23 protein-coding genes and 1 pseudogene are annotated in these 25569 nt (G+C 73.7%); 17 read left to right on the top strand and 7 right to left on the bottom strand.

Going from position 1 to position 25569, the window contains the following annotated elements; translation table 11 throughout:
• From O2V63_RS14430 to O2V63_RS14405, 6 genes are read left to right on the top strand one after another with little or no spacing between them, the layout of a single operon-like run.
• Window positions 1-1632: a tripartite tricarboxylate transporter permease gene (locus tag O2V63_RS14430; protein WP_269168252.1), complete on the top strand. Its 1632-nt coding sequence runs from the start codon at window positions 1-3 to the stop codon at window positions 1630-1632.
• Window positions 1629-2609, top strand: coding sequence for a Bug family tripartite tricarboxylate transporter substrate binding protein (locus O2V63_RS14425; protein WP_269168251.1), 981 nt, complete (start codon window positions 1629-1631; stop codon window positions 2607-2609). Before O2V63_RS14430 ends, O2V63_RS14425 begins: the two co-directional genes overlap by 4 nt.
• A complete protein-coding gene (locus O2V63_RS14420) occupies window positions 2593-4275 on the top strand; it encodes a thiamine pyrophosphate-binding protein (RefSeq protein ID WP_269168250.1) in 1683 nt (560 codons plus the stop codon). The genes O2V63_RS14425 and O2V63_RS14420 overlap by 17 nt, the downstream gene beginning before the upstream one ends.
• On the top strand, window positions 4272-4940 hold the full coding sequence (locus tag O2V63_RS14415) for a 3-oxoacid CoA-transferase subunit A (RefSeq protein ID WP_269168249.1): 669 nt from the start codon (window positions 4272-4274) through the stop codon (window positions 4938-4940). The genes O2V63_RS14420 and O2V63_RS14415 overlap by 4 nt, the downstream gene beginning before the upstream one ends.
• Window positions 4937-5605 carry a 3-oxoacid CoA-transferase subunit B gene (locus O2V63_RS14410; protein WP_269168248.1) on the top strand — a complete coding sequence of 223 codons (669 nt, stop codon included), beginning with the start codon at window positions 4937-4939 and terminating at the stop codon, window positions 5603-5605. The genes O2V63_RS14415 and O2V63_RS14410 overlap by 4 nt, the downstream gene beginning before the upstream one ends.
• Before the next feature lie 28 nt (window positions 5606-5633).
• The gene (locus O2V63_RS14405; protein ID WP_269168247.1) at window positions 5634-6617 is read left to right on the top strand and encodes a Bug family tripartite tricarboxylate transporter substrate binding protein; all 984 of its coding nucleotides are present in this window, start codon (window positions 5634-5636) and stop codon (window positions 6615-6617) included.
• A 17-nt stretch (window positions 6618-6634) separates the two neighbouring features.
• On the opposite strand, the gene O2V63_RS14400 is transcribed toward O2V63_RS14405, so the two are convergent.
• From O2V63_RS14400 to O2V63_RS14385, 4 genes are read right to left on the bottom strand one after another with little or no spacing between them, the layout of a single operon-like run.
• The gene (locus O2V63_RS14400; protein WP_269168246.1) at window positions 6635-8104 is read right to left on the bottom strand and encodes a rhamnulokinase; all 1470 of its coding nucleotides are present in this window, start codon (window positions 8102-8104) and stop codon (window positions 6635-6637) included.
• Window positions 8105-8146: 42 nt separating this feature from the next.
• Window positions 8147-10183: a bifunctional aldolase/short-chain dehydrogenase gene (locus O2V63_RS14395; protein ID WP_269168245.1), complete on the bottom strand. Its 2037-nt coding sequence runs from the start codon at window positions 10181-10183 to the stop codon at window positions 8147-8149.
• A gap of 21 nt (window positions 10184-10204) precedes the next feature.
• The gene (gene rhaI, locus O2V63_RS14390; protein ID WP_269168244.1) at window positions 10205-11392 is read right to left on the bottom strand and encodes an L-rhamnose isomerase; all 1188 of its coding nucleotides are present in this window, start codon (window positions 11390-11392) and stop codon (window positions 10205-10207) included.
• A complete protein-coding gene (locus O2V63_RS14385) occupies window positions 11389-11748 on the bottom strand; it encodes an L-rhamnose mutarotase (protein WP_269168243.1) in 360 nt (119 codons plus the stop codon). The genes rhaI and O2V63_RS14385 overlap by 4 nt, the downstream gene beginning before the upstream one ends.
• A 99-nt stretch (window positions 11749-11847) precedes the next feature.
• On the opposite strand from O2V63_RS14385, the gene O2V63_RS14380 reads away from it, so the two are divergent.
• From O2V63_RS14380 to O2V63_RS14365, 4 genes are read left to right on the top strand one after another with little or no spacing between them, the layout of a single operon-like run.
• Window positions 11848-12882, top strand: coding sequence for a LacI family DNA-binding transcriptional regulator (locus O2V63_RS14380; RefSeq protein WP_269168657.1), 1035 nt, complete (start codon window positions 11848-11850; stop codon window positions 12880-12882).
• 15 nt (window positions 12883-12897) lie between these two features.
• Entirely contained in the window at window positions 12898-13671 is a 774-nt protein-coding gene (locus tag O2V63_RS14375; RefSeq protein ID WP_269168242.1) for a (Fe-S)-binding protein, read from the top strand.
• A complete protein-coding gene (locus O2V63_RS14370) occupies window positions 13668-15149 on the top strand; it encodes a LutB/LldF family L-lactate oxidation iron-sulfur protein (RefSeq protein ID WP_269168241.1) in 1482 nt (493 codons plus the stop codon). The genes O2V63_RS14375 and O2V63_RS14370 overlap by 4 nt, the downstream gene beginning before the upstream one ends.
• 55 nt (window positions 15150-15204) lie before the next feature.
• Window positions 15205-15837 carry a LutC/YkgG family protein gene (locus O2V63_RS14365; RefSeq protein WP_269168240.1) on the top strand — a complete coding sequence of 211 codons (633 nt, stop codon included), beginning with the start codon at window positions 15205-15207 and terminating at the stop codon, window positions 15835-15837.
• 5 nt (window positions 15838-15842) lie between these two features.
• Here the strand turns inward: O2V63_RS14365 and O2V63_RS14360 are convergent, their stop codons facing one another.
• A complete protein-coding gene (locus tag O2V63_RS14360; protein ID WP_269168239.1) occupies window positions 15843-17423 on the bottom strand; it encodes an LCP family protein in 1581 nt (526 codons plus the stop codon).
• Between the two features lie 243 nt (window positions 17424-17666).
• Between O2V63_RS14360 and O2V63_RS14355 the strand changes: the two genes are divergently transcribed.
• The 5 genes and pseudogenes from O2V63_RS14355 (at window position 17667) to O2V63_RS20745 (ending at window position 21895) form a co-directional block, all read left to right on the top strand.
• The gene (locus tag O2V63_RS14355) at window positions 17667-18629 is read left to right on the top strand and encodes an acyl-ACP desaturase (RefSeq protein ID WP_269162388.1); all 963 of its coding nucleotides are present in this window, start codon (window positions 17667-17669) and stop codon (window positions 18627-18629) included.
• 32 nt (window positions 18630-18661) lie between these two features.
• The gene (locus O2V63_RS14350; protein ID WP_269168238.1) at window positions 18662-19465 is read left to right on the top strand and encodes an exodeoxyribonuclease III; all 804 of its coding nucleotides are present in this window, start codon (window positions 18662-18664) and stop codon (window positions 19463-19465) included.
• A 148-nt stretch (window positions 19466-19613) separates the two neighbouring features.
• Window positions 19614-21092: an HNH endonuclease signature motif containing protein gene (locus O2V63_RS14345; RefSeq protein ID WP_269168237.1), complete on the top strand. Its 1479-nt coding sequence runs from the start codon at window positions 19614-19616 to the stop codon at window positions 21090-21092.
• Between the two features lie 181 nt (window positions 21093-21273).
• A pseudogene (locus O2V63_RS20750) lies at window positions 21274-21636 on the top strand (spore photoproduct lyase family protein); the annotation flags it as partial.
• Between the two features lie 76 nt (window positions 21637-21712).
• The gene (locus O2V63_RS20745; RefSeq protein ID WP_331253845.1) at window positions 21713-21895 is read left to right on the top strand and encodes a spore photoproduct lyase family protein; all 183 of its coding nucleotides are present in this window, start codon (window positions 21713-21715) and stop codon (window positions 21893-21895) included.
• A 7-nt stretch (window positions 21896-21902) separates the two neighbouring features.
• On the opposite strand, the gene O2V63_RS14340 is transcribed toward O2V63_RS20745, so the two are convergent.
• Window positions 21903-22754, bottom strand: coding sequence for a PP2C family protein-serine/threonine phosphatase (locus tag O2V63_RS14340; protein WP_269168236.1), 852 nt, complete (start codon window positions 22752-22754; stop codon window positions 21903-21905).
• Between the two features lie 129 nt (window positions 22755-22883).
• Between O2V63_RS14340 and yaaA the strand changes: the two genes are divergently transcribed.
• Window positions 22884-23642: a peroxide stress protein YaaA gene (gene yaaA / locus O2V63_RS14335; RefSeq protein ID WP_269168235.1), complete on the top strand. Its 759-nt coding sequence runs from the start codon at window positions 22884-22886 to the stop codon at window positions 23640-23642.
• Window positions 23643-23684: 42 nt separating this feature from the next.
• Entirely contained in the window at window positions 23685-25106 is a 1422-nt protein-coding gene (locus tag O2V63_RS14330) for an amidase (protein WP_269168234.1), read from the top strand.
• A 9-nt stretch (window positions 25107-25115) separates the two neighbouring features.
• Here the strand turns inward: O2V63_RS14330 and O2V63_RS14325 are convergent, their stop codons facing one another.
• A complete protein-coding gene (locus O2V63_RS14325) occupies window positions 25116-25568 on the bottom strand; it encodes a PGPGW domain-containing protein (RefSeq protein WP_269168233.1) in 453 nt (150 codons plus the stop codon).
• Between the last annotated feature and the right edge of the window lies 1 nt (window position 25569).

The raw sequence follows: 25569 nt of genomic DNA, 5'->3' as shown, positions 1-25569 counted from the left end.
GTGGACAGCTGGAACGGCATCCTGCAGGGCTTCTCCGTGGCCCTGACCCCGACCAACCTGCTGTACGTCTTCCTCGGCGTGCTGATCGGCACCGTCATCGGGGTGCTGCCCGGCCTCGGGCCGACGGCGTCGATCGCCCTGCTGCTGCCGATCACCTACACGCTCGAGCCGGTGACCGCGATCATCCTGCTGGCCGGCATCTACTACGGCTCGATGTACGGCGGCACGATCACCTCGGTGCTGCTGCGGCTGCCCGGCGAGGCGGCGTCGGTGGTGACCACCTTCGACGGCTACCAGATGGCCAAGCAGGGCCGGGCCGGGCCGGCGCTGGGCATCGCCGCCATCGGCTCGTACATCGGCGGCACGGTCTCGGTGATCGGGATGATCCTGCTGGCGCCGCCGCTGGCCGACCTGGCGGTCTCCTTCGGGCCGCCGGAGTACGTCGCGCTGACCATCCTGGGCATCCTGCTGGTCACCTACCTGGGCACCGGCTCGGTGCTGAAGAGCCTGTGCATGGCCGCCCTGGGGCTGCTGCTGGCCACGGTCGGCCTGGACCCGATCACCGGCACGGCGCGCTTCACCTTCGGCGAGGTGGCGCTGTTCAACGGCCTGGACTTCGTCGCGGTGGCGATGGGCCTGTTCGGTGTCGGGGAGATCATCCACAGCCTGGAGCGGACCGAGAAGGTCCAGGCGGTCACCTCCAAGATCAAGGGCATCTGGCCGACCCGGAAGGACTTCCGCGACTCCTCCGGCGCGATCGGCCGGGGCTCGCTGCTCGGCTTCGTGATCGGGGTGCTGCCCGGCGGCGGCGGGGTGGTCTCCTCGCTGGCCTCCTACGCGATGGAGAAGCGCCGGGCCAAGGACCCCAGCCGTTTCGGCAAGGGCGCCATCGAGGGGGTCGCCGGCCCGGAGACGGCGAACAACGCCTCCTCCACCTCGGCGTTCATCCCGCTGCTCACCCTGGGCATCCCGCCCAACGTGGTGCTGGCACTGATCTTCGGCGCCCTGGCCCAGCAGAACATCGTCGCGGGGCCGCAGCTGATCCAGGATGAGCCGGAGATCTTCTGGGGCGTCATCGCCTCGATGGTGATCGGCAACATGATGCTGCTGGCGCTGAACATCCCGCTGGTCGGGATCTTCATCCAGATGCTCCGGGTGCGGGCCGGCATCCTCGCCGCGTTCGCCTTGCTGGTCACCATGGCCGGCGTCTTCTCGGTCAACAACAGCGCGTTCGACATGTGGGTCGTGCTGGTCTTCGGGATCATCGGCTGGCTGATGAAGAAGACCGGCTTCGAGCCGGGCCCACTGGTGCTCGCCTTCGTGCTCGGGTCGATCCTCGAGCGGGCCTTCCGGCAGTCGATGCTGCTCTCCGGTGGCGACCTCGACATCTTCGTCACCCGCCCGATCTCCGGCGGCATGTTCGCCTTCATGGCGTTGATCATCATCGTCAGCGCGATCACCAGCCGGCGGCGCAAGGCGGTCTTCGGCCGGGTCGACCCCGCCGACGTCGACGAGACCGACGAGTCGTCCCCGGACGCCGACCGGCAGGTGGCCGCCGAGGGCAGCCCCGGCGCCGACTCGACCACCGACGAGCCCTCGGGCTCCACCTCCACCACCCCAGGAGAACGATGACCACGCGCCGCACCCTCGCCGTCCTGCTCGCCACCGGCGTCGCCCTGACCGGCTGCGGCGGCACGGAGGAGAACACCGAGGCCGCCGGGGCGTCGGAGGACTACCCGACCGAGGACATCCGGTTGCTGGTGCCCTACACCGCCGGCGGCCCGACCGACATCGCCGCCCGGGCGCTGGCGGCGCACATGGAGAGCGAGCTCGACCAGGCCGTCGTCGTGGAGAACGCGCCCGGGGCCTCCGGCGCCACCGCCTACCAGCAGCTCATCAACGCCGAGGCCGACGGCTACACGCTGTCGATGACGGCGCTGCCCACGGCGGTGCTCAACTACCTGTCCAACGAGGTCGGCTACACCCGGGAGGACTTCGCGCCGGTCGGCGTGGTCACCCAGGTGCCCTCGGGGATCCTCGTCCCGGCCGACTCGCCGTACCAGTCACTGGAGGACCTCTTCGAGGCCGCCCGGGAGGACCCCCAGGCGGTCACGGTCGGCACCCCCGGGGCCACGAACACCCACGCCGCGGAGACCCAGCGGATCACCGAGCTCTACGACGTCCCGCTCACCGTCGTCCCGTTCAACGGCAACGCGGAGGTGCAGACCGCGCTGCTGGGGGAGAACGTCACCGCCGGCTTCGCCAACCTGTCCCAGGACATCCTGCCCGCGATCGAGTCCGGCGACCTCCGGGTGCTGGCCGTCGGCAGCCCGGAGCCGCTGGACTACGTGGACGCCCCCACCTTCGTCGAGCTCGGCTACCCCGAGCTGGTGCAGAGCACCACGACCTTCGGGGTCATCGCCCCGGCCGGCACGCCGGAGGAGGTCGTGCAGACGCTGGAGGACACGCTGCGCAGCGCCACCGAGGACCCGCAGGTCGTCGAGTCGCTGGACGAGCGGTACGTGCCGGAGGAGTTCATCGGCGCTGACGGCCTGGGCGAGCTGTTCGTCGAGACCGAGGAGACCTTCGGCGATGTCCTCGGCGACTGAGGCCCTGCCGCGGGCGACCGGCGTGCGCACCGGCGCCGACGACCTCGTCGCCGCACTGCAGGAACTGGGCGTGGAGATCGTCTTCGGCCTGCCCGGCGTACACAACCTGGCGGTCTGGGAGGCGGCCGCCGCCGCGGGGCTGCGGCTGGTCGGGGTGCGGCACGAGCAGACCGCGGTCTACGCCGCCGACGGGTACGCCCGCGCCACCGGCCGGCTCGGCGTCGCCGTCGTCACGACCGGCCCCGGGGCGGCCAACGCCCTGGGCGCCACCGGCGAGGCGATGGCATCGGGCGTGCCCGTGCTGGTGGTCGCCACCGACATCCCCACCACGCTGCGCCGTCCCGGCGTGCACCGGGGCGTACTGCACGAGACCCGGGACCAGGGCGCGATGTTCGCCCCGGTCACCAAGACGACGGTCACCTGCGGCTCGGCCGGTCAGCTGGGTGCGGAGACGGTGCGGGCCGGCGCCGTCGCGCTGACCCCCGCCACCGGGCCGGTGTACCTGGGGGTGCCGACCGACCTGCTCAGCGCGCCGGTGGACGGCGACCGGCCGGCCGCCCCGGCCGTCCCGCCACCGGCTCCCGCCCACGAGGCGGACGTCGCCCGCGCGCTGGAGCTGCTGGCCGCCGCCCGGCGCCCGCTGCTCTGGGTGGGTGGCGGTGCGCTCCGCAGCGGCGCCGGTGAGGTGCTGGGCCGGCTCGCCGAGCAGCTCGCCGCACCGGTGGTCACCACCTACAACGCCCGCGGCGTGCTCCCGCCCGACCACCCGTGCCTGGCACCGGGCCTGGCCCACGTGCCCGACGTCGGGGCGCTGTGGGACGACGCCGACCTGGTGGTCGCCGTCGGCAGCGACCTCGACGGCCTGTCCACCCAGAACTGGGCGATGCCCCAGCCACCCACCCTGCTGGCGGTGAACGTCGACGCCGCCGACGCGAGCAAGAACTACCCGGCCGACCTCACCCTGGTCGGCGACGCCACCGCGGTGGTCGGCCAGCTCCTCGCCGGCGCCCCCCAGCGCGAGGGCCTGCCCGAGCTGCGGGAACGGCTGGTCCGCCTGGGCAGCCGGGTGCGCGAACTGGTGGCGGCCGACGAACCGCAGGCCGCCCAGCTGCTCGACGTCCTGGGCCGGGTCGCCGTGCCGGACGGGGTGCTGGTCGCCGACATGTGCATCGCCGGCTACTGGGTCGCGGCCTTCGGCCGGGTCCCCGGTCCGCGCCGGCTGGCCTTCCCGATGGGCTGGGGCACGCTCGGCTACGCCTTCCCGGCGGCGCTGGGTGCGGCACTGGCCGGGCAGGGCCGCACCCTGGCCCTGGTGGGCGACGGCGGTTTCCTCTTCGCCTGCGGCGAGCTCGCGACGGTCGCCCAGGAGCAGCCGGAGCTGACCGTGGTGATCGTCGACGACGGCGGCTACGGGATGCTCCGCTTCGACCAGGTGCACAGCGGGACGCCGACCCACGGCGTCGACCTGGTCACCCCGGACTTCGTCGCCCTGGCCCGCTCCTTCGGCGTCCCCGCCGAGTCCGTCGACGGCTTCGGGCCGGAGTTCGAGCAGCAGCTGACCGCGGCCCTGGCGGCGACCGGCCCGAACGTGCTGGTGGTCCGGGCCGCCCTCACCCCACCGCCGTCGACGTCCCCGCGCTGGTACCGGCGGCAGGGGCCGCGGTGATCGACAAGCGGGTGGCCAGCCTCGCCGACGCCGTCGCCGGGATCTCCGACGGCGCCACGGTGCTGGTCGGGGGCTTCGGGGACTCCGGCGTCCCGGTGGAGCTGGTGCACGCCCTGCTCGACCAGGGCGCCCGGGACCTCACCGTGGTCACCAACAACGCCGGGGCGGGGGAGGGCGACGTCGCGGCGCTGATCCGGGAGCGCCGGGTCCGCACGATCGTCTGCTCCTACCCCCGGTCGATGGGCTCGATCTGGTTCGAGGAGCTGTGGCGGGCCGGCGAGATCGGCCTGGAGCTGGTGCCCCAGGGCACGCTCAGCGAGCGGATGCGCGCCGCCGGCGCCGGGCTGGGCGGGTTCTTCACCCCGACCGGCGCGGACACCCTGCTGGCCGAGGGCAAGGAGGTGCGCACCATCGGTGGGCGCCCGCACGTGTTCGAGCACCCGCTGCCCGGGGACGTCGCGCTGGTCAAGGCACACCGGGCCGACCGGTGGGGCAACCTGGTCTACCGCAAGGCGGCCCGCAACTACGGCCCCACCATGGCCACCGCCGCGACGCTGACGGTGGTGCAGGTCGAGGAGTTCGTCGAGCTCGGCGACCTGGACCCCGAGGCGGTGGTCACCCCCGGCATCTTCGTGGACCGGGTCGTGCAGGTGGCGGCGTCGTGATCGACCCGCTGAGCGACGTCGCGGTGGCCCGCCGGGTGGCCCGGGACATCCCGGACGGCGCCTACGTGAACCTGGGGATCGGCATGCCGATCCTGGTCGGCGACGTGGTCGGCCCGGACAAGGAGATCGTCTACCACAGCGAGAACGGGATCCTGGGGATGGGACCGGCCCCGGCGCCCGGCGAGGAGGACCGGGAGCTGATCAACGCGGGCAAGCAGCCGGTCACCCTGCTGCCCGGGGGCTCCTACTTCCACCACACCGACGCCTTCGTGATGATGCGCGGCGGGCACATCGACATCTCCGTGCTCGGCGCCTTCCAGGTCTCCGAGGGCGGGGACCTGGCCAACTGGATCACCGACGTCGCCACCATGCCGCCCGCGGTCGGCGGGGCGATGGACCTGGCCGTGGGCGCCCGACGGGTGCTGGTGATGACCACGCACACCACCCGGGACGGCCGCCCCAAGCTGCTGCCCCGGTGCACCTACCCGCTCACCGCCGCCGGGGTGGTGGACCGGGTCTACACCGACCTGGCGGTCCTCGACGTCGGCCCCGTCGGGTTCGTCGTCCGGGAGATGGCCCCGGGGCTGACCCGCACCGAGCTGCAGTCGGTCACCGCCGCCCGGCTCACCTTCGCCGACGACGTCGTCGAGCTCGACCCGCACTGACCGGTCCCACCCACCACCGGAGGCAACGATGCCCCTGTCCCGCACCGCCCGCGCCCTCGCCACCGTGACCGCCCTCGCCCTGCTGACCGCCTGCGGCGGGGCGGAGGAGACGTCGTCCGACGCGGCCGCCGAGTACCCGACCGAGGAGATCCGGCTGCTGGTGCCCTACGGGGCCGGCGGTCCCACGGACCTGACCGCCCGCGCCTACGGCGCCTCCCTGGAGGAGCAGCTGGGCCAGACCGTGGTGGTGGAGAACCTGCCCGGCGGCTCGGGCGCGCTCGCGACCCAGGAGCTGATCGGCGCCGACCCCGACGGGCACACCCTCTCCCTCGCCACCCCCGGCACCCTGGTCCTCACCCCGCTGGCCAACGAGGTCGGCTACACCAAGGACGACGTGACGACGATCGGGGTGATGAGCGAGGTGCCGTCGGTGCTCGCCGTCGGCGCGGACTCGCCGTACGCCACCGCCGAGGAGCTCTTCGCCGCCGCCCGGCAGCAGCCCGGTGCGCTGAACGTCGGCACGCCCGGCGCCTCCACCCCGCAGGCGATCGAGCTGCAGCGGCTGGCCGAGGAGTACGACGTCGAGGTCACCGCTGTGCCCTTCAACGGCAACGCGGAGATGACCACCGCCCTGCTGGGCGGCAACGTCGACGCGGTGCTGATCAACGCCTCCTCCGACGTCACCGCGAACATCGACGCCGGGCAGTTCCGTCCGCTGGCGGTCTCCTCCGCCGAGCCGCTGCCCTGGCTGCCGGACACCCCCACCCTGGCCGAGTCCGGCTTCCCGGAGCTGACGCTGTCCGGGTCGACGTTCGGGCTGATCGGCCCTGACGACCTGCCCGAGGAGATCGTCACCGAGCTGGAGGACGCCCTCCGGACGGCGTCCGAGGACCCGGCGGTCGTCGAGCAGATCGGCGAGGAGTACGTGCCGGAGGAGTTCCAGGGTGCGGAGGAGTTCCAGCAGCTGCTCGACCGCACCCAGGAGGTCTACGAGCCGATCCTCGGCGGCTGACCCCGACTCCCGGACGATCAGCGCAGTCGCGCCTCCGCAACCGCCCAGGCCTGCTCAGCACCGGCGGCGGGGGTGTGTCGGACGACCTGCTGGGTGGTCCGCAGCAGCGTCCGGAGCTCGGCGAGCCCCCCGCTGAGCGCGCCCCCGGCACGGGCCTGGACCAGCACGTTGCCCAGCGCCGCCGCCTCGACCGGCCCGGCCAGCACCGGCAGCCCGCAGGCGTCGGCGGTGAGCTGGCACAGCAGCGTGTTGCGGGCGCCGCCGCCGACCAGGTGGACGACGTCCACCGCCTGCCCGGACAGCTCCGCGGCCTGGCGCACCGCGCGCCGGTAGGCCAGCGCCAGGCTGTCCAGGATGCAGCGGACGGTGGCCGCCTGGCTCTGCGGCGGCGTCTGCCCGGTCTCCCGGCAGACCTCCGCGATCCGGGCCGGCATGTCACCGGGCGGCAGGAAACGGTCGTCGTCGCAGTCGACGACCGCGCCGAAGGCCGGCTCCCGGGCCGCGGCGTGCAGCAGTTCGGTGAGGTCGGCCGGCAGGCCGGCCGACTGCCAGGTGCGCAAGGACTCCTGCAGCAGCCACAGCCCCATCACGTTGCGCAGGTAACGGACCGTTCCGTCCACCCCCAGCTCGTTGGTGAAGCCGGCCGCCCGGCTGGCGTCGGTGAGCACCGGGGCGCCGAGCTCGACGCCGACCAGCGACCAGGTGCCGCACGAGACGTAGGCGAACCGGTCGGACACCGCCGGGACGCCGACCACCGCCGATGCGGTGTCGTGCGAGCCGACCGCCGTCACCGGGACCGGCCCGCTCAACCCGGTCTCGGCGAGCACGTCACCGGTGAGCTCACCGAGTCGGTCCCCGGGTTGCCGCAACGGCGGGAACAGCTCGTGCGGGAGGCGGAGCCGGTCGATGAGGTCGGTCGACCACTGCCGGGTGGTGGCGTCCAGCAGCCCGGTGGTGGACGCGTTGGTGAGCTCGGCCCCGACGGCGCCGGTGAGCCAGTACGCCAGCAGGTCGGGGATCAGCAGCGCCCGCCGGGCCAGCCCGAACCCGGCCAGCTGCCGCATCGCCGCGAGCTGGAACACCGTGTTGAACGGCAGGTGCTGCAGGCCGTTGACCCCGTAGAGCTCGGCCGGTGACACCAGTTCGTGCACCCCGGGGACGGCGGTGGCGTGCCGGGCGTCCCGGTAGTGCACCGGGTTGCCCAGCAGCGCGCCGTCGCCGTCGAGCAGCCCGACGTCGACCGCCCAGCTGTCGATGCCCACGCCGTCCAGCGGCCCGGCGTCGCGGCCGGCGGTCCGCAGGCCGTCGAGCACCCCGCCGTGGAGCGCCAGCACGTCCCAGTGCAACGTGCCGGCGACCCGGACCGGCCGGTTGGCGAACCGGTTGACCTCGTGCAGCTCCAACCGCCCGGGCCCGACCCGCGCCGTCATCACCCGGCCACTGGAGGCCCCGAGGTCGACAGCGGCGAGCGTCAGCTCCCGGCTCACGTCGTCCCCCTCGGGGCCAAAGTCGCGATCTTGGCCCCCACGTCAGCGGAGGAAGGCGGCGGCGACGCCGGAGTCGACCGGGACGTGCAGGCCGGTCGTCCGGGTGAGCTCGCCGCCGGTCAACGCGAAGACGGCGTCGGCGACGTGGTCGGGCAGCACCTCGCGCTTGAGCAGGGTGCGCTGGGCGTAGAACTGGCCCAGCTCCTCCTCCGGGACGCCGTAGACCGCGGCCCGCTTGGCGCCCCAGCCGCCGGCGAAGATCCCCGACCCGCGGACGACGCCGTCGGGGTTGATGCCGTTGACCCGGATCTGGTGCTCGCCGAGCTCGGCGGCCAGCAGCCGCACCTGGTGGGCCTGGTCGGCCTTGGTCGAGGAGTAGGCGATGTTGCTCGGGCCGGCGAAGACCGCGTTCTTGCTGGAGATGTAGACGACGTCGCCGCCCATGCCCTGCTCGATCATGATCCGGGCCGCCTCGCGGGAGACCAGGAACGAGCCCTTGGCCATCACGTCGTGCTGCAGGTCCCAGTCGGCCTCGGTGGTCTCCAGCAGCGGCTTGGAGATCGACAGGCCGGCGTTGTTGACCACCAGGTCGACCCCGCCGAAGGCCAGCACGGCCGCCCGGAACGCCGCGGCCACCGCCTCGGCGTCGCTGACATCGGCCGCCACGCCCACGGCGACGTCGGCCGAGCCGATCTCCGCAGCGGCGTCGGTGGCCTTGGCGAGGTCCAGGTCGGCGACGACGACGCAGGCGCCCTCGGCGGCCAGCCGCTGGGCGATCGCCTTGCCGATCCCGCTCGCCGCGCCGGTGACCAGCGCGACCCGGGTGGCCAGCGGCTTGGGCTTCGGCATCCGGGCGAGCTTGGCCTCCTCCAGCGCCCAGTACTCGATCCGGAACTTCTCGCTCTCGTCGATCGGCGCGTAGGTGGAGACCGATTCGGCGCCGCGCATCACGTTGATCGCGTTGACGTAGAACTCACCGGCGACCCGGGCGGTCTGCTTGTTCGCCCCGAAGCTGAACATGCCGACACCGGGCACCAGCACGATCGCCGGGTCCGCGCCGCGCATGGCGGGGGAGTCCGGGCCCGCGTGCCGGGAGTAGTAGGCCGCGTAGTCGGCGCGGTAGGCCTCGTGCAGCTCCTCCAGCCGGGCGACGACGTCCTCGACCGGGGCGGACGCCGGTAGGTCGACCACCAGCGGGCGCACCTTGGTGCGCAGGAAGTGGTCGGGGCAGGAGGTGCCCAGCGCCGCCAGCCGCGGGTGCTCGGCGGAGGCGAGGAAGTCCAGCACGACGTCGGAGTCGGTGAGGTGCCCGACCTGCGGCTTGTCGGTCGAGGCCAGGCCGCGGACCACCGGGAAGAGGGCAGCCGCCTTGGCCCGTCGCTCGGCCTCCGGCAGCGCCTCGTACCCGGGCAGCGGCACACCGAAGGGCTGCGGCCGGCCGCGCTCGGCGAGGAACCGCTCCGCCGTCCGGATGATCTCCAGCGAGTTGGCCTCGCACTGCTCGCTGGTGTCGGCCCAGGCGGTGATGCCGTGCCCGCCCAGGACGGCGCCGATGGCCTGCGGGTTCTTCTCCGCGATCTCGGCGATGTCCAGCCCCAGCTGGAACCCGGGACGGCGCCACGGCACCCAGACCACGCGGTCGCCGAAGCACTCCCGGGTCAGCGCCTCGCCGTCGGCGGCGGTGGCCAGCGCGATGCCGGAGTCGGGGTGCAGGTGGTCGACGTGCGCAGCGCGGACCAGCCCGTGCATCGCGGTGTCGATGCTCGGCGCGGCCCCGCCGCGGCCGTGCAGGCAGTAGTCGAACGCGGCGACCATCTCGTCCTCGCGGTCGACGCCGGGGTAGACGTCGACCAGCGAGCGCAGCCGGTCCAGCCGGAGGACGGCCAGGCCGGGTTCCTTCAGCGTGCCGAGGTCGCCGCCGGAGCCCTTCACCCAGAGCAGCTCGACCGGCTGCCCGGTCACCGGGTCGGTCTCGGTGCCGGCCGCGGAGGTGTTGCCGCCGGCGTAGTTGGTGTTGCGCGGGTCCTCGCCCAGCCGGTTGGAGCGGGCGAGCAGGTCACTGACCACGGGGTTCGTCATCTCGTCGTCCTTCGTCGTCGTTCAGGCGCCCCAGGAGGCCTGCTGGCCCCCCACGCGCTCGGTGGCGATCTGCTCCTGGTGGCCGGAGCGGGCGTAGGCGGCGTACGGGTCGGCGGGCAGGCCCTGGGACTCGCGCAGCTCGGCGAGCAGCGGGCGGACGTCGGTGTTGTAGGCGTCCATCAGCGCGCCGTTCGCGCCGAGCACGTCACCGCTGCGCTGCGCCGTCCGCAGCGCCTCGCGGTCGACCAGCAGCGCCTTGGCGGTGGCCTCCTGGACGTTCATCACCGAGCGGATCTGGCCGGGGATCTTCGGCTCGATGTTGTGGCACTGGTCGAGCATGAAGTTGACGCCGGAGTCCGGGCGGAGCGCGTCGGCCCGGACGATCTCGTTCATGATCCGGAACAGCTGGAACGGGTCGGCCGCGCCCACGATCAGGTCGTCGTCCCCGTAGAAGCGGGAGTTGAAGTCGAAGGCACCGAGCCGGCCGACCCGCAGCAGCTGGGCGACGATGAACTCGATGTTGGTGTTCGGCGCGTGGTGGCCGGTGTCCAGCACGACCTTCGCCTGCTCGCCGAGGGCCAGGCAGTGCAGCAGCGAGGTGCCCCAGTCGGGGATGTCCATCGTGTAGAAGTACGGCTCGTAGAACTTGTACTCGAGGATCAGCCGGTGCTCGGGGTCCAGCTCGGCGTAGATCTGCTGCAGTGACTCCGCGAGCCGCTCCTGGCGGTCGGTGATGTCGTCCTGGCCCGGGTAGTTGGTGCCGTCGGGCAGCCAGATCTTCAGGTCGGTGGAGCCGGTGGCCCGCATGACGTCGATGCACTGCACGTGGTGGGCCACGGCCTTGGCCCGCACGGCCGGGTCGGCGTGGGTCAGCGACCCGAGCTTGTACTCGTCGGCCTGGAACAGGTTCGAGTTGATCGCGCCGATCGAGACGCCCTCGTCGGTGGCGTGCTCGGCCAGCTTCCCGAAGTCGTCGACGAGGTCCCACGGGATGTGCAGCGAGACCCGCGGGGCGACGCCGGTGTGCCGGTGCACCTGGGCGGCGTCGCTGATCTTCTCGAACGGGTCGCGCGGGACGCCGGGGGTGCTGAAGACCTTGAACCGGGTGCCGGCGTTGCCGAACGCCCAGGAGGGCAGCTCGATGGTCTGCTCGGCCAGGGCGGCGAGCGCCCGGGCGCGGAGGTCCTGGGCGCTGGGGTCGGTGGTCACGGGGTCTCTCCGTTCGTCGTGGGGTGCTCCCCGGCGGCCCGCAGCTGGGCGTCGAGGTCGAAGACGAGGTCGAGTGAGGACTTGCCGCGGCCGTCCCCGGTCTCGAAGAAGGGGGCCATCTCGGCCTCCCAGCGGGCGCTGACCGCGGCGGCGTCCACGGCGGCCTGGGCGGCGTCGAGGTCGTCGGTCACCACGGTGCCGACGAGCAGGCCGTCGTCGCGCAGGAAGAGCTGGTAGTCGCGCCAGCCGGCGTCCCGGAGCGCGCGGAGCATCTCCGGCCACACGGCGGCGTGCCGCGCGCGGTACTCCTCGAGCCGGTCGGGCCGGACCTGGAGGGTGAAGCAGACGCGGGGCACGAGCCCTCCTCGCTGAAACGATTCACAAGGTGCTGTGGGCCACAGTAGGATGCTCAGTGCGAGCGGTCAACGGGCCGGCCGGGAACCGAGGGGGCAGCGCTGACCGCCAGCATCCGCGACGTCGCCGTCCACGCCGGGGTCTCGGTCGGCACGGTCAGCAACGTCCTCAACCGGCCCGACACGGTCAGCCCCGGGACGCGGGAACGCGTGCTGAGCGCGATCACCGCGCTGGGCTTCGTGCGCAACGAGTCGGCCCGCCACCTCCGGGCCGGCCGCAGCCGCACCATCGGGCTGGTCGTGCTGGACATCGCCAACCCGTTCTTCACCGACGTCGCCCGCGGGGTCGAAGAGGTGGCCAACGCGCAGGGGCTGTCGGTGATCTTGTGCAACTCCGACGGCCGGCCGGCCAAGGAGGCCGCCCACCTGGAGGTGCTCACCGAGCAGCGGGTGCGGGGGGTCGTGCTCACCCCGACCGCGGAGCTCTCCCCGCAGATCGAGACGCTGCGGCAACGCGGCGTCCCGGTCGTGCTGCTCGACCGCCGCGCACCCGGCCCCGACCAGTGTGCTGTGGCCGTCGACGACGTCCTCGGCGGCCGGCTGGCCGCCGGCCACCTGCTCGAGAGCGGGCACCGCCGGATCGCCTTCATCGGCGGCCCCGAGGGGCTGCCCCAGCTGCAGGAGCGGTACCAGGGGGTCGTCGCCGCTGTCCGCGAGGGCACCGGGTCCGACGATGCGCTCGCCGTCATCACCCCCGGGACGCTCACCGTCGCCGGTGGCCGCGAGGCCGCGTCCCGCATCATCGGCCTGCCCGCCGGGCAGCGCCCCACCGCCGCCGTCTGCGCGAACGACCTGCTGGCGATGGGGGTGCTCCAGGAGATGGTGCGGCACCAGGTCCGGGTGCCCGACGACTTCGCCATCGTCGGCTACGACGACATCGACTACGCCGCGGCCGCCGCCGTCCCGTTGACCTCGGTCCGCAAGCCCCGCCAGGAACTCGGTCGCCGCGCGGCGGAGCTGTTGCTGGACGAGGCTGCGGGCGAGGGCCACCAGCACGACCAACCCGTCTTCGAGCCGATGCTCGTCGTCCGCGAGTCCAGCACGGTCCGGCGACTCCGCCCGACCGTCGCGAGCTGAGAGGAGGAGCCGCCCGTGAAGGTCGCGCTCTTCGCCACCTGCCTGGTGGACACCCTGACCCCCTCGGTGGCCCGGGCCACCGCCACGCTGCTGCAGCGGCTCGGACACGAGGTCGTGGTCCCGCCGGGGCAGTCCTGCTGCGGGCAGATGCACGTCAACACCGGGTACCGCCGGGAGGCGGTGCCGATCGTCGCCAACCACGTGCGGGCCTTCGCCGGCGCCGAGGCGATCGTGGCGCCGTCGGGGTCCTGCGTGGCCTCCATCCACCACCAGCAGGCCGCGGTCGCCCGCCGGGCCGGTGAGCACCGGCTCGCCGACGAGGCGGAGGAGCTGGCCGGGCGCACCTACGAGCTGTCCCAGTTCCTGGTGGACGTGCTCGGGGTGACCGACGTCGGCGCCTACTACCCGCACCGGGTCACCTACCACCCGACCTGCCACTCACTGCGGCTGCTGAAGGTGGGCGACCGGCCCTACCAGCTGCTGCGGGCGGTGCGCGGGCTGGAGCTGGTCGAGCTGCCCGGCGCCGAGCAGTGCTGCGGCTTCGGCGGCACCTTCGCGGTGAAGAACGCCGACACCTCCACCGCGATGCTCACCGACAAGATGGCCAACGTCCTGGGCACGCACGCCGAGGTCTGCACCGCCGGGGACGCCTCCTGCCTGATGCACATCGGCGGCGGCCTCTCCCGGCTCCGGGCCGGCACCCGCACGGTGCACCTGGCCGAGATCCTCGCCTCGACGGAGGAAGCAGTGACCCCCGACCAGCAGACCGCCCCGGCGGTGTCGGCATGACCGCCACCGTCCCGCCGAAGGCCCCGACCTTCCTCGGCCTGCCCACCGCTCCCCGCGGAGTGGGGCACCTGCGCGGCGACCAGTCCTTCCCGGACGCCGCCCGCGGGGCCCTGCGCGACGGGCAGCTGCGGGCCAACCTGGGCCACGCCACCAGCACCATCCGCGGCAAGCGGGCCAAGGTGGTCGACGAGCTGCCCGACTGGGCGCAGCTGCGCGAGGCCGGCCGGGCGCTGAAGGCCGCGACGATGGCCCGGCTCGACGAGCACCTCGAGGAGCTGGAACGCCAGGTCACCGCCCGCGGCGGCGTCGTCCACTGGGCCCGGGACGCGAACGAGGCCAACGAGATCGTCACCCGGCTGGTGCAGGCCACCGGCACCACCGAGGTGGTCAAGGTCAAGTCGATGGCCACCCAGGAGATCGGCCTGAACGAGGCGCTGGAGGCCGCCGGGCTGGACGTCTTCGAGACCGACCTGGCCGAGCTGATCGTGCAGCTGGGGGAGGACAAGCCGTCGCACATCCTGGTGCCGGCGATCCACAAGAACCGCGCCGAGATCCGGGAGATCTTCGCCCGCACCATCCCCGGCGTCGACCCCGACCTCACCGACGACCCCCGCCAGCTGGCGATGGCCGCCCGCACCCACCTGCGCGAACGGTTCCTCCGCGCCCGGGTGGCCGTCAGCGGCGCGAACTTCGCCGTCGCCGAGACCGGCACGCTCACCGTGGTGGAGAGCGAGGGCAACGGGCGGATGTGCCTGACCCTGCCGGAGACCCTGATCACCGTCATGGGCATCGAGAAGGTGGTGCCCACCTGGCGCGACCTCGAGGTCTTCCTGCAGCTGCTGCCGCGCTCCTCCACCGGCGAGCGGATGAACCCCTACACCTCGACGTGGGCCGGCGTGACCCCCGGGGACGGGCCGCAGGAGTTCCACCTGGTGCTGCTGGACAACGGCCGTACCGCGGTCCTCGCCGACGAGGTGGGCCGCGAGGCACTGCACTGCATCCGCTGCTCGGCCTGCCTGAACGTCTGCCCGGTGTACGAGCGGGCCGGCGGGCACTCCTACGGCTCCGTCTACCCGGGGCCGATCGGTGCGGTCCTCTCGCCGATGCTGACCGGGGTGGAGGACAACGCCTCCCTGCCGTTCGCCTCCTCGCTCTGCGGCGCCTGCTACGACGTCTGCCCGGTGGCGATCGACATCCCCTCGATCCTGGTGCACCTGCGCGGCGAGCACGTCGAGGCCCAGGAGCGGCCGACCGCGGAGGCGGTCGCCTTCCGCGGTCTGGCGAAGGTCATGTCGCACCCCCGGCTGTGGCACCTGGCCCAGCGGGCGTCCCGGCTGGGCCGGCTGATCGCCCGCGGGAGGCCCACGCTGCCCAACGCCCTGCCCCCGCCGGTCTCCGGCTGGACCCGCAGCCGCGACCTGCCCACCCCGCCGAAGGAGACGTTCGTGGAGTCCTGGGTCCGGGAGCACGGGTCGTGACCGGGCAGGGCTCCCCGTGCCGACGTTCCACGTGCAACACGACGGGAGGACGACGGTGAGCGCGCGCGACGAGGTGCTGTCCCGGGTGCGCCAGGCCCTGGGCGCGGACCGGACGACGCCCGACGAGGTGGTCCGCGACTACCGGCTGACCGACGGCCGCCCGGCCGGCGACCCGGAGCTGCTGGAGTTGCTGGTCGACCGGGTGGAGGACTACCGGGCCACGGTGCTGCGCTGCTCCCCCGCCGAGGTCGGCGCCACCGTGCGGGCCGCCCTGGACCAGGGACTGGGTGCCGGGTGGGCGGCCGGCGACGTCGTCGTCGCCCCCGGGCTGGCCGGGGACTGGCGGCCGACCGGCTGCGACGTCGACGACGACCGCCCCGCGGTGCAGCTCGCCGACCGGGCCGCCTCGGTCACCGCGGTGGCGGTGGCGATCGCCGAGACCGGCACCCTGGTGCTCGACGGCTCACCGGCCTGCGGGCGGCGGGCGCTGTCGCTGTTGCCGGACTGCCTGGTCTGCGTGGTGACCGCCGACCAGGTGGTGGGCAGCGTGCCCGAGGGGCTGGCCCGGCTGGACCCGCTGCGCCCGCTCACCATGGTCAGCGGCCCCTCGGCCACCAGCGACATCGAGCTCCAGCGGGTCGAGGGCGTACACGGCCCGCGGACCCTGCTGGTCGTGCTGGCCGGCTGACGGCGTCAGCCGTTGCGGGTCGGGGGCTCCCCCTCCGCGCGGGCGGCCCGCGCCTGCGCCGGGTCGTAGGCGCAGGCGTCGCTGACCTCGGCGGCCGGGTCCGGCTCCGCCGGCGCGGCGCTGGTCGCGCCGGCCGACGACGTGGGGGACGGCGCAGCCCCGTCCTCGGTCGCGTCCTCCTCGGCCGGGGTGCTCTCGGCCGGGGTGCTCGGGGCCGGCGAGGTGTCCGCGGACGGGGTGTCCGACGAGTTGCCCAGCGCCTGCTGCACCAGCGTCCGGATCCGGTCGTAGTCCGGGTAGGCCGGGTCGATCACCGTGTCGTCGAAGACGACGCTGCGGATCTCGGCGTCCTTCACCTTGAACGCCAGGTCGACCAGGTCGTCCAGCCGGGACTGCGGCACGTCGGTGGAGACGATGTCCTGCGTGGTCGCGGCCAGCTGCTGGAACCGGCTGAGCAGGGTCATCGGATCGGCGGCCTCGACGATCTCGCTGATCACGCACCGCTGGCGGTCCATCCGCTGGTAGTCGGTGAGGCCGAACCGGCCACGGGCGTAGTCGAGTGCGCGCTCGCCGTCCATGTGCTGGTCCGGGCCCGGCTCGATGTAGTCGTCGGGCAGGATCTCGAGCGTGGGCTCGCCCCCGATCGGCACGTAGTAGTTCACGTTCACGTCGATGCCGCCGAGCGCGTCGACCAGCCGGCTGAAGCCGTCCAGGTTGACCAGCACGTAGTAGTCGATCTGCAGGCCGAGCGCCTCGCCCACGCCGAGCTTCAGGAAGTCGGCGCCCGGGTCGTCGGTGGGGCCCAGGACGTCGGGGTACCAGGCCGGGCCGTTGCGGTAGACGGCGTTGAGCAGGCTCTCGCTTTCGCTCCCGGCGTCGAACCCGTCGGGGTACACCTCGCCCAGCGGGCTGTCCTCGGGGAAGGGCAGTTCCTGCAGGTTGCGGGGCAGGCTGAACAGCGTGGTCTCGCCGGTGTCGGTCTGCACGTTGGCGACGATCACCGTGTCGGTGCGGACCCCGTCGCGACCCTCGCCGCCGTCCCCGCCCAGCAGCAGGAAGTTGACCTCCTCCCGGTCGCCGAACGGGTCGGCCCCGTCGGGCGAGTCGGTGACGGTGGCGCTGTCCCGGTCGGCGAACACGCTGTCGAGCAGCTCGGCCTGGGCGTTGGCGATGCGAACCGCCCACGCGGCGGGGACGACCACCGCCGCACAGAGAGCCAGCACAACGACCGCACCGACCACGTGCTGCCAGCCCCGGGTGCGGCGTGGCAACAGCAGGGCGTAACCGATCAGGACGACGAGCAGCCACGCCACCGCGAGGGCGATGATGCCGCCGACCACCCACCGCAGGGCCGCGGAGTCGACGGCCACCTGGATCACGTCGCGCAGGCCCGTGGTGGCCAGGTAGGCCACTGCGCCGAGCAGCACCATGAACACCACGACGACCACCGCACCGAGGCGTCGCCGTCCGGTGGCCAGGAAGGCGGACCCGGGCACCAGGGCACCGACCACGGTGAGCAGCAGGGCCGGCCCGAAGCCACGCACCGTGCGCCGGCCGCCCCGCTGGACGTCTGAGTCGTCGCTCACGCGGCAGCCCCACGCGTCCCATGACCGGTCATCTGGCCATGATCGCACCGTTTCGGGCACGTATCACGGGGCCTCGGGACGGTCTCACCCCCCGGGAGAGCGAGGTCGTGAGGCCGGTCACACCCGCATGTCTGGTGTGGGCGTCCTCGGGTACGGAAGGGTCAGGTGTGATCGCGATCGGCTGCGCCGTCGTCACCGTCCGCAGGTCACCCCACCGCAGGTACCAGACCGAGGAGGTCGATCGTGTCCCACACGTCGCGCGAGGCAGCACTGCTCACCGAGCTCGAGCCGGTGGTCGAGGAGAACCTGAACCGGCACATCGGGCTGGCCCAGGAATGGCACCCGCACGACTACGTCCCGTGGTCGGAGGGGCGCGACTTCGCCTTCCTCGGCGGCGAGGACTGGTCGCCGGAGCAGTCCCGGCTGGACGAGACCGCCAAGGCGGCCATGTTCACCAACCTGCTGACCGAGGACAACCTCCCCAGCTACCACCGGGAGATCGCCACCCGCTTCGGCCGGGACGGCGCCTGGGGCACCTGGGTCGGCCGCTGGACGGCGGAGGAGAACCGGCACGGCATCGCGCTGCGCGACTACCTCGTCGTCACCCGCGGGGTCGACCCCGTCGAGCTCGAGCGCGCCCGGATGGACTACATGACCTCCGGCTACGACTCGGGGGACAAGACCCCGCTCGAGGCGGTCGCCTACGTCTCCTTCCAGGAGCTCGCCACCCGGGTGAGCCACCGCAACACCGGCAAGGCCACCGGCGACCCGATCGCCGACAAGCTGCTCGCCCGGATCGCCAAGGACGAGAACCTGCACATGGTCTTCTACCGGAACATCGTCTCCGCGGCGTTCGAGATCGAGCCGGACAAGACCATGCGAGCGGTCGCCGACGAGGTCATGCGCTTCGAGATGCCCGGCGCCACCATGGCCGGCTTCCGCAAGAACTCCGTGCTCATCGCCAAGGCCGGCATCTACGACCTGCGCCTGCACCACGACGAGGTCATCCAGCCCGTGCTGCGCGCGTGGAAGGTCTTCGAGCGCACCAACCTGGGTCCGGAGGGCGAGCAGGCCCGCGAGGAGCTGGCCCAGTTCCTGGCCGGACTGGACGCCCAGGCCACCAAGTTCGTGGAGAGCCGGGACCGGATGCGCACCCGCATGCAGGCCCGCCAGGACACCGCGCTCACCCCCCTGCCCCAGGCCTGAGGGAGGAGCGCGCTCGCCTAGGCTCGGCGTCCGTGCGCCTGGCCACCTGGAACGTCAACTCCATCCGCAGCCGAGTCGACCGGGTGGAGGCCTGGCTGCAGCGCAGTGACGTCGACGTCCTGGCGCTGCAGGAGACCAAGTGCAAGGACGAGCAGTTCCCGGAGGACCGGTTCCGGGCGCTGGGCTACGACGTCGCGCACGTCGGCCACTCGCAGTGGAACGGCGTCGCCCTGCTGTCCCGCGTCGGGCTCAGCGACGTCCAGGTCGGCTTCCCGGGGATGCCCTCGTGGTCGTCGAAGGAGGGCGTCGAGCCGGCCCAGGAGGCTCGGGCGCTCGGCGCCACGTGCGGCGGCGTGCGGGTGTGGAGCCTGTACGTGCCGAACGGTCGCACGCTCACCGACCCGCACCTGCAGTACAAGCTCGAGTGGCTGGAAGCGCTGCGGGTGCACGCCGGCGGGTGGCTCACCGAGGACGCCGAGGCGCAGGTGGCGCTGGTCGGTGACTGGAACATCGCCCCGCAGGACGACGACGTCTGGGACATCTCGGTGTTCAGCCACTCCACGCACGTCTCCGAGCCCGAGCGGGCCGCGTTCCGCGGCGTGGTCGACGCCGGGTTCACCGACGTCGTCCGGCCGTACACCCCAGGGCCGGGCGTCTACACGTACTGGGACTACACCCAGCTGCGCTTCCCCCGCCGCGAGGGGATGCGGATCGACTTCGTGCTCGGCTCGCCGACGCTGGCCCAGCGGGTCACCGGCGCCCGGATCGACCGCGAGGAGCGCAAGGGCAAGGGCGCCAGCGACCACGCCCCGGTGGTCGTCGACCTGGCCGACTGACCCAGCTCACTCGTGGCGCCGGTGCGCCGGCCGCACTGCACCGTCGACTCGGCGAGCCCCTCCGCCGGCGTTGCCGGGACGGTTCCGCGGAACCGTCCCGCGCGACTGAGCTGCAGTTCCGTCGGTGGCCCCGGCTATGTTCGAACACATGATCGATGCGCTGGTGACCCCCCTGCCGCTGTCCGTCGTCGCCCCCGCCGCGGTCGAGCCGGTCGAGCCGAGGCAGCCGGTCGAGTCGGTGGAGCCGATCGAAGCGCTCGGTGATCGCATCTGCGCCGGTGCGGTGCAGCTGGCGGCGGCGACGGCTTCCTGGCTGCGGCTGGTCGCCGAGTTCGACGAGCGGGAGGGCTGGGGAGGCGTCGGCATCACCTCGTGCGCGCACTGGCTGGCCTGGAAGTGCTCGCTGACGCCGGGGACGGCCCGGCAACACGTCCGGGTGGCGCGGGCACTGCGCGGGCTGCCCCTCACAAGCGCCGCCTTCTCCGCCGGTGAGCTCTCCTACTCGAAGGTGCGCGCGCTGACCCGGGTCGCCGAGCCGGGCACCGAGGCCGAGCTCGTCGAGTTCGCCCGGCACGCCACCGCCTCCCAGGTGGAGCGCACCGTGCGGGCGTGGCGCCGGGCCGACGACGTCGATGCGGGCCGGGTGGCCGACCGGCGGCGGTTCTCCTGGTGGACCGAGGACGACGGGATGATCTCGGTACAGGTCCGGCTGGAAGCCGAACACGGCGCCGAGTTCCTCGCCGCGATCGAGTCGCTCGCCGAACGGGACGCCCGCCGGGAACGAGCCGCCCGTCGCCGCACCCAGGCCGCCCTGGCAGGCGCCCCGGAACTGGCGGACGGCCCGGAACCCGCCGGCGGCCCGGAACTGGCAGGGGATGTGGCTGGCGGCGTTCCAGGACCGGCAGAGGACGAGGTGGAGCCGCGGGCGGTGACCACCGAGCGCCGCTGCCGGGCGATGACCCAGCTGGCCGCGGCGGCTGCCGATGCCGACCGCCGCGCTGGGGACCCGCCCCGTCGCGAGGTGGTCGTCGTCGTGGACGCCGCCGTGCTCGCCGACGACGAGGCCGCCGGGCGGGCCGCGTTGGAAGGCGGCCCGGCCCTCACGCCGTCGCAGGCCCGGCGGCTGGCCTGCGACGCGGCCGTCACCGCGATCGTCACCGACGGCCCCGAGGTGCTGGCCCAGGGCCGGTCGCGGCGATACGCCACCCGCGCCCAGCGCCGGGCACTGCTGCTCCGCGACGGTGGCTGTGCGCGACCCGGCTGCGAAGAGACGAGGCCGGAACGTCTGCACGCCCATCACCTGCGGCACTGGCTGCACGGCGGCCGCACCGACGTCTCCAACCTCGTCCTGCTCTGCGACGTCGACCACGGGCTGGTCCACGACCACGACCTGGTGCTCAGCCGGCGTGGCGGCCGACTGATCGCCGTGGCCCCGGACGGCGGGCGGCCGTGGTCCGACACCGGGGAACGGTTCCGCGGGACCGCCGCCGACGGGCTGACGTCACTGCTCCCGTCCCCGCACCTGCTGCCCGCGGCCCTCCCCTCTGACGGCGAGCGGATGGACCTGCAGCACGTCGTCTGGGCGCTGATGGCCCATCGCGACCTCGTCCGGCGACGCGCCGCCTGAACGGAAGGACGGCTGTCCGGGGGCCCTGGCACCAGGTGATGCCCACCGCGCGCACCGCTCCCGTCACCCCCCCCCCGCTCACCGCCGTTCGACCCGACACGGCTCCCACGCCGACCGGCTCTGGACGCCGTCCCGGGTCCTCGTCACCCGTTCTGCGGCCGAGCGCCCGTCCGGGCTGCGGGTGCTGGGCCAGCTGGAGGCCGCCGGGGTCAGCGACATCGACTGCTGCGTGGCGATCGGCTGCCCGGCGCGCTGCCAGTACTGCTACCTCGCTGGCTCGCTGTCCGGGCCGCCGATCACCCGGGTGTACGCCGATCTCGACGAGGCACTGGCGGGCCTGGACGGCTACGTCGGGCACGGCACCGTCACCTCCGGATCCGCCGCCCGCGTCGGCGAGGGGACGACGTTCGAGGCCTCCTGCTACACCGACCCGCTCGCGCTGGAGCACCTGACCAGCGGGCTGGCCACGGCGATCACGCACATCGGCAGCCACGACTGGGCCGGGCCGGTGCAGCTACGGGCCACCACCGAGTTCGACGACGTCGCCGGCCTGATCGACCTGCCGCACGGCGGCCGGACCCGGCTGCGCTTCTCGGTGAACGCCGGGGAGCAAGGCGACGCTGACCGACTGGTACCCGCGGACGAAGCTGGAGACGGACGAGGCCGCGCGGACCACCAAGCGCGGGAAGTACGGGGCCGTGAAGCACGTCTACCCGCGCGACACCATGGGAGAACTGCGCAGCTGGTTCACCGGCGCGATCGCCGACCGGCTCCCCGCCGCCCGGTTGCTCTACTGGACCTGAAAGGACCTCAGCGGGGGCGGTGCTGGACCAGGCCGACCGGCACCGGGCCGGGCCAGACGGCCTCCAGCGCCTCGGCGGTCTCCTCACGGAGCTCGGTGGCGGCGCCGAACGTGCACACCCGGACCGGGCCGCCATCGGCCCCGGCCTCCAGGACGTCGGCGACGACGACGGTGATGTTGTCGGTGGGCGGCCCGGCCAGCGCGGCGTCCCGCAGCCGCGCGGCGGCCTGGGCGGGCGTGCCGTCGGCGGCCAGCAGGTCGCACAGCACGGCCGCCGGGACGACGTCGGACAGCCCGTCGGAGCAGACCATCACCCGGTCACCGGGGCGCGCGTCCAGCCGGAGCACGTCGACCGCGGCGACGTCGTCGTCCGCGCCGTGCAGTGCGGCGTAGACCGCCGAGCGCTGCGGGTGCACCTTCGCCTCGGCCGGGGTGAGGGAGCCGGCGTCGATCAGCGCCTGGACCAACGTGTGGTCGGTGCTGACCTGCTGGAGCTCGCCGTCCTGCAGCAGGTAGCCGCGGGAGTCGCCGATGTGCAGCAGCGCCAACCCCTGGGCGTCGATGTGCAGCGCGGTCATCGTGGTCGCCATCGTCCGCAGCCGGGGACGCTCGGTGTAGGCCGCCCGGATCCGCTCGTTCGCGCTCGCCACGATCCGCACCGGGTCGTCGGCGCCCTCACCGGTGCTGCCGGTGGCCAGCGGGGCCAGCCAGTTCACCACCAGCGAGGAGGCGACCGCTCCACCGACGTTGCCGCCCACCCCGTCGGCGATGGCGATCAGCTGGGGGCCGGCGACCGCGGAGTCCTGGTTGTCCGGGCGGGGGCCACGGGTGGAGACGGCAGCGCTGTCGAGCACGAGCACCTGCCGTCACCCCCTGTCCTCACCGGCCCACCGACCTGCACTGCGAACGCAGCGGTCGCCGAACGGTAGATCACGCGACCCAGGGCCGCCCACGAACACGGCGGGCGCGGTCACCTACCGTTCCTCCTCGTGCTCGTCCTGCTGCCGCCGTCGGAGACCAAGCACCCGGGTGGGGACGGCGCCCCGCTGGACCCGAGTGCCCTCGGCACCCCGGAGCTGAACCCCCTCCGGGAGCAGTTGGTGGCGGCGGTGGCGAGCCTCGCTGCCGACGTCCCGGCCGCCCGGGCCGCGCTCGGCCTCTCCCCCGCCCAGGACGGCGAGATCGCCCGCAACGCCGCACTGCGCACCAGCCCGACGATGCCGGCGATCGAGCGCTACACCGGCGTCCTCTACGACGCCCTGGACGTCCAGTCGCTGACCCGCGCGCAGCGCCGCCGGGCCGCCGGGCGGTTGGCGGTGGGGTCGGCGCTGTTCGGCCTGCTGCGCGCCGACGACGCCGTCCCTGCCTACCGGCTCTCCGCCGGCAGCTCCCTGCCCGGGCTGCCGACGCTGCGGTCGCTCTGGAAGCCCGTGCTCACCGACGTGCTGGCCGGCGTGGACGACCTGGTGGTCGACCTGCGGTCCGGGGCCTACGCCGAGCTGGCCCCCGTCCCTGACGCGGTCACCGTGCAGGTGCTCAGCGAACGCCCCGACGGCACCCGGGCGGTGGTCAGCCACTTCAACAAGGCGCACAAGGGCCGGCTGGCCCGGCTGCTGGCGACGACCACCGCCGAGCCGGACTCCGTCGTCCGACTGCGGGCGCTGCTGCGCCGCGCGGGGTTGCACGTGGAACACGACGGCGGCACCGAACTCACCCTCGTCGTCCCGGCAGCGGCCGTGACCCGTTGACCGAGGTTCCTCAGCGCTGAAGGACCCGCTACCGTCGCCCGGGTGAGTGACGTCGACGACCTGTGCACCCGTCCGGCGACCGAGCTGGCCGCGCTGGTCCGCGACCGGGAGGTGTCTGCCCGGGAGTTGATGGACGCCCACCTCGACCGGATCGAGCGGCTGAACCCCGAGCTCAACGCGATCGTCACCCTGGACGCCGAGGGCGCCCGGGCCGCGGCCGACGCCGCCGACGCCCGGCTCGCCGCGGGTGGGCCGGTCGGTCCGCTGCACGGCCTGCCGGTCGCGCACAAGGACACCCACGCCACCGGTGGCATGCGCACCACCTGGGGCTCCCCGCTGCACGCCGAGACGGTCCCGGCCCGCGACGAGCTGGTGGTCGCCCGGTTGCGGGCTGCCGGGGCGATCCGGGTCGGCAAGACGAACGTGCCGGAGTTCGCGGCCGGCTCGCACACCTTCAACACCCTGTTCGGTGCGACCCACAACCCCTACCGGCACGGCCTGTCCGCCGGCGGGTCTTCCGGCGGCGCGGCCGCGGCGCTGGCCGCGGGCCTGGTGCCGATCGCCGAGGGCAGCGACATGGGGGGCTCGCTGCGCAACCCGGCGGCGTTCTGCAACGTCGTCGGCCTGCGCCCCACGCCCGGCCGGGTGCCCACCCACCCTGCCGCGATCGGCTGGTCGCAGCTGTCGGTGCAGGGGCCGATGGGCCGCACCGTCGCCGACGTCGCCCTGGGGCTGTCCGCGCTGGCCGGCTCCGACCCGCGGGTGCCGATCTCGCTGAACGACCCCGGCGCCCCGTTCGCCGCACCACTGCCGACCGAGCTGACCGGCCTGCGCGTGGCGTGGGCCCCCGACCTGGGCGGTCAGGTGCCGGTCGACCCGGCGATCACCGGCGTGCTGATGGAGCAGCTCGGGGTCTTCCGCGACCTGGGCGCCACCGTCGAGGAGGACTGCCCCGACCTGGCCGGCGCCGACGAGGCGTTCGGCGTGCTGCGCGCCTGGCTGTTCGAGGCGAGCTTCGGTGACCTGGTGCGCGAGCACCCGGACCAGGTGAAGGAGACGATCCGCTGGAACGCCGCCCGCGGGGCCGCGCTGACCGGCGCCGACGTCGGCCGCGCGGAGGTGGCGCACACCGCGCTCTTCGAACGGGTCGTGGCGTTCTTCGAGCGCTACGACGTGCTGCTGGCGCCGACCACCCAGGTGCTGCCGTTCCCGGTCGAGCAGGAGTACCCGACCGAGGTCGCCGGCGTCCCCCAGGACGACTACCTGGGATGGATGCGCTCCTGCACGCTGATCTCGGCGACCGGGTGCCCCGCACTGTCTGTGCCCGGCGGGTTCACCCCCGACGGCCTCCCGGTGGGCCTGCAGGTCATCGGTGCGCCGCGGGCCGACCGCCGGGTGCTGGAGGTCGGGCACGCGTTCGAGCAGGCCACCGGCTTCGGCCGGCGCCGTCCCGACCTGGGCTGAGCCCGGAGGTCAGTCCTGGCTGGACGGGACGACGCGGTAGGCGCCGTCGGTGCCTGCCACCCCGGCCGGGCGGTGGGCCCGGGCCTCCATGGTGTGCTCGTGCTTGCGGGCGAAGACCACCGTGCCCACGAGGAACAGCCCGGAGGCGACCAGCACGACGGCGGTCAGGGCGTTCGTGAACGGCAACTCCACCCCGGCGAGCACCAGCGCCCCGACGGCGACCAGGGCGAGGGCGGCGAGGACGGCGCCGGCGGCCCGCCAGGGGCTGCGGCCGACCTCCTCGACGCCCGCCACGGCCTTGTCCTGGGCGTAGTCCAGCGGCTTCTTCGCCCAGGCGAACCGGGTGGCCAGCACCGCCAGCCCGGCGGCGACGAGCACGAACCCCGGGCCGGGCAGCACCAGCAGCGCGATGCCGGCGAGGGTCAGCAGGCCACCGAGGGTGGCGATCACGACGGTCTTCACA

The organism is Modestobacter sp. VKM Ac-2977, from assembly GCF_026968045.1.
Lineage (GTDB): Bacteria > Actinomycetota > Actinomycetes > Mycobacteriales > Geodermatophilaceae > Modestobacter.
The sequence above is the reverse complement of the archived record's forward strand: the minus strand, read 5'-3'. Positions and strand labels throughout refer to the sequence as shown.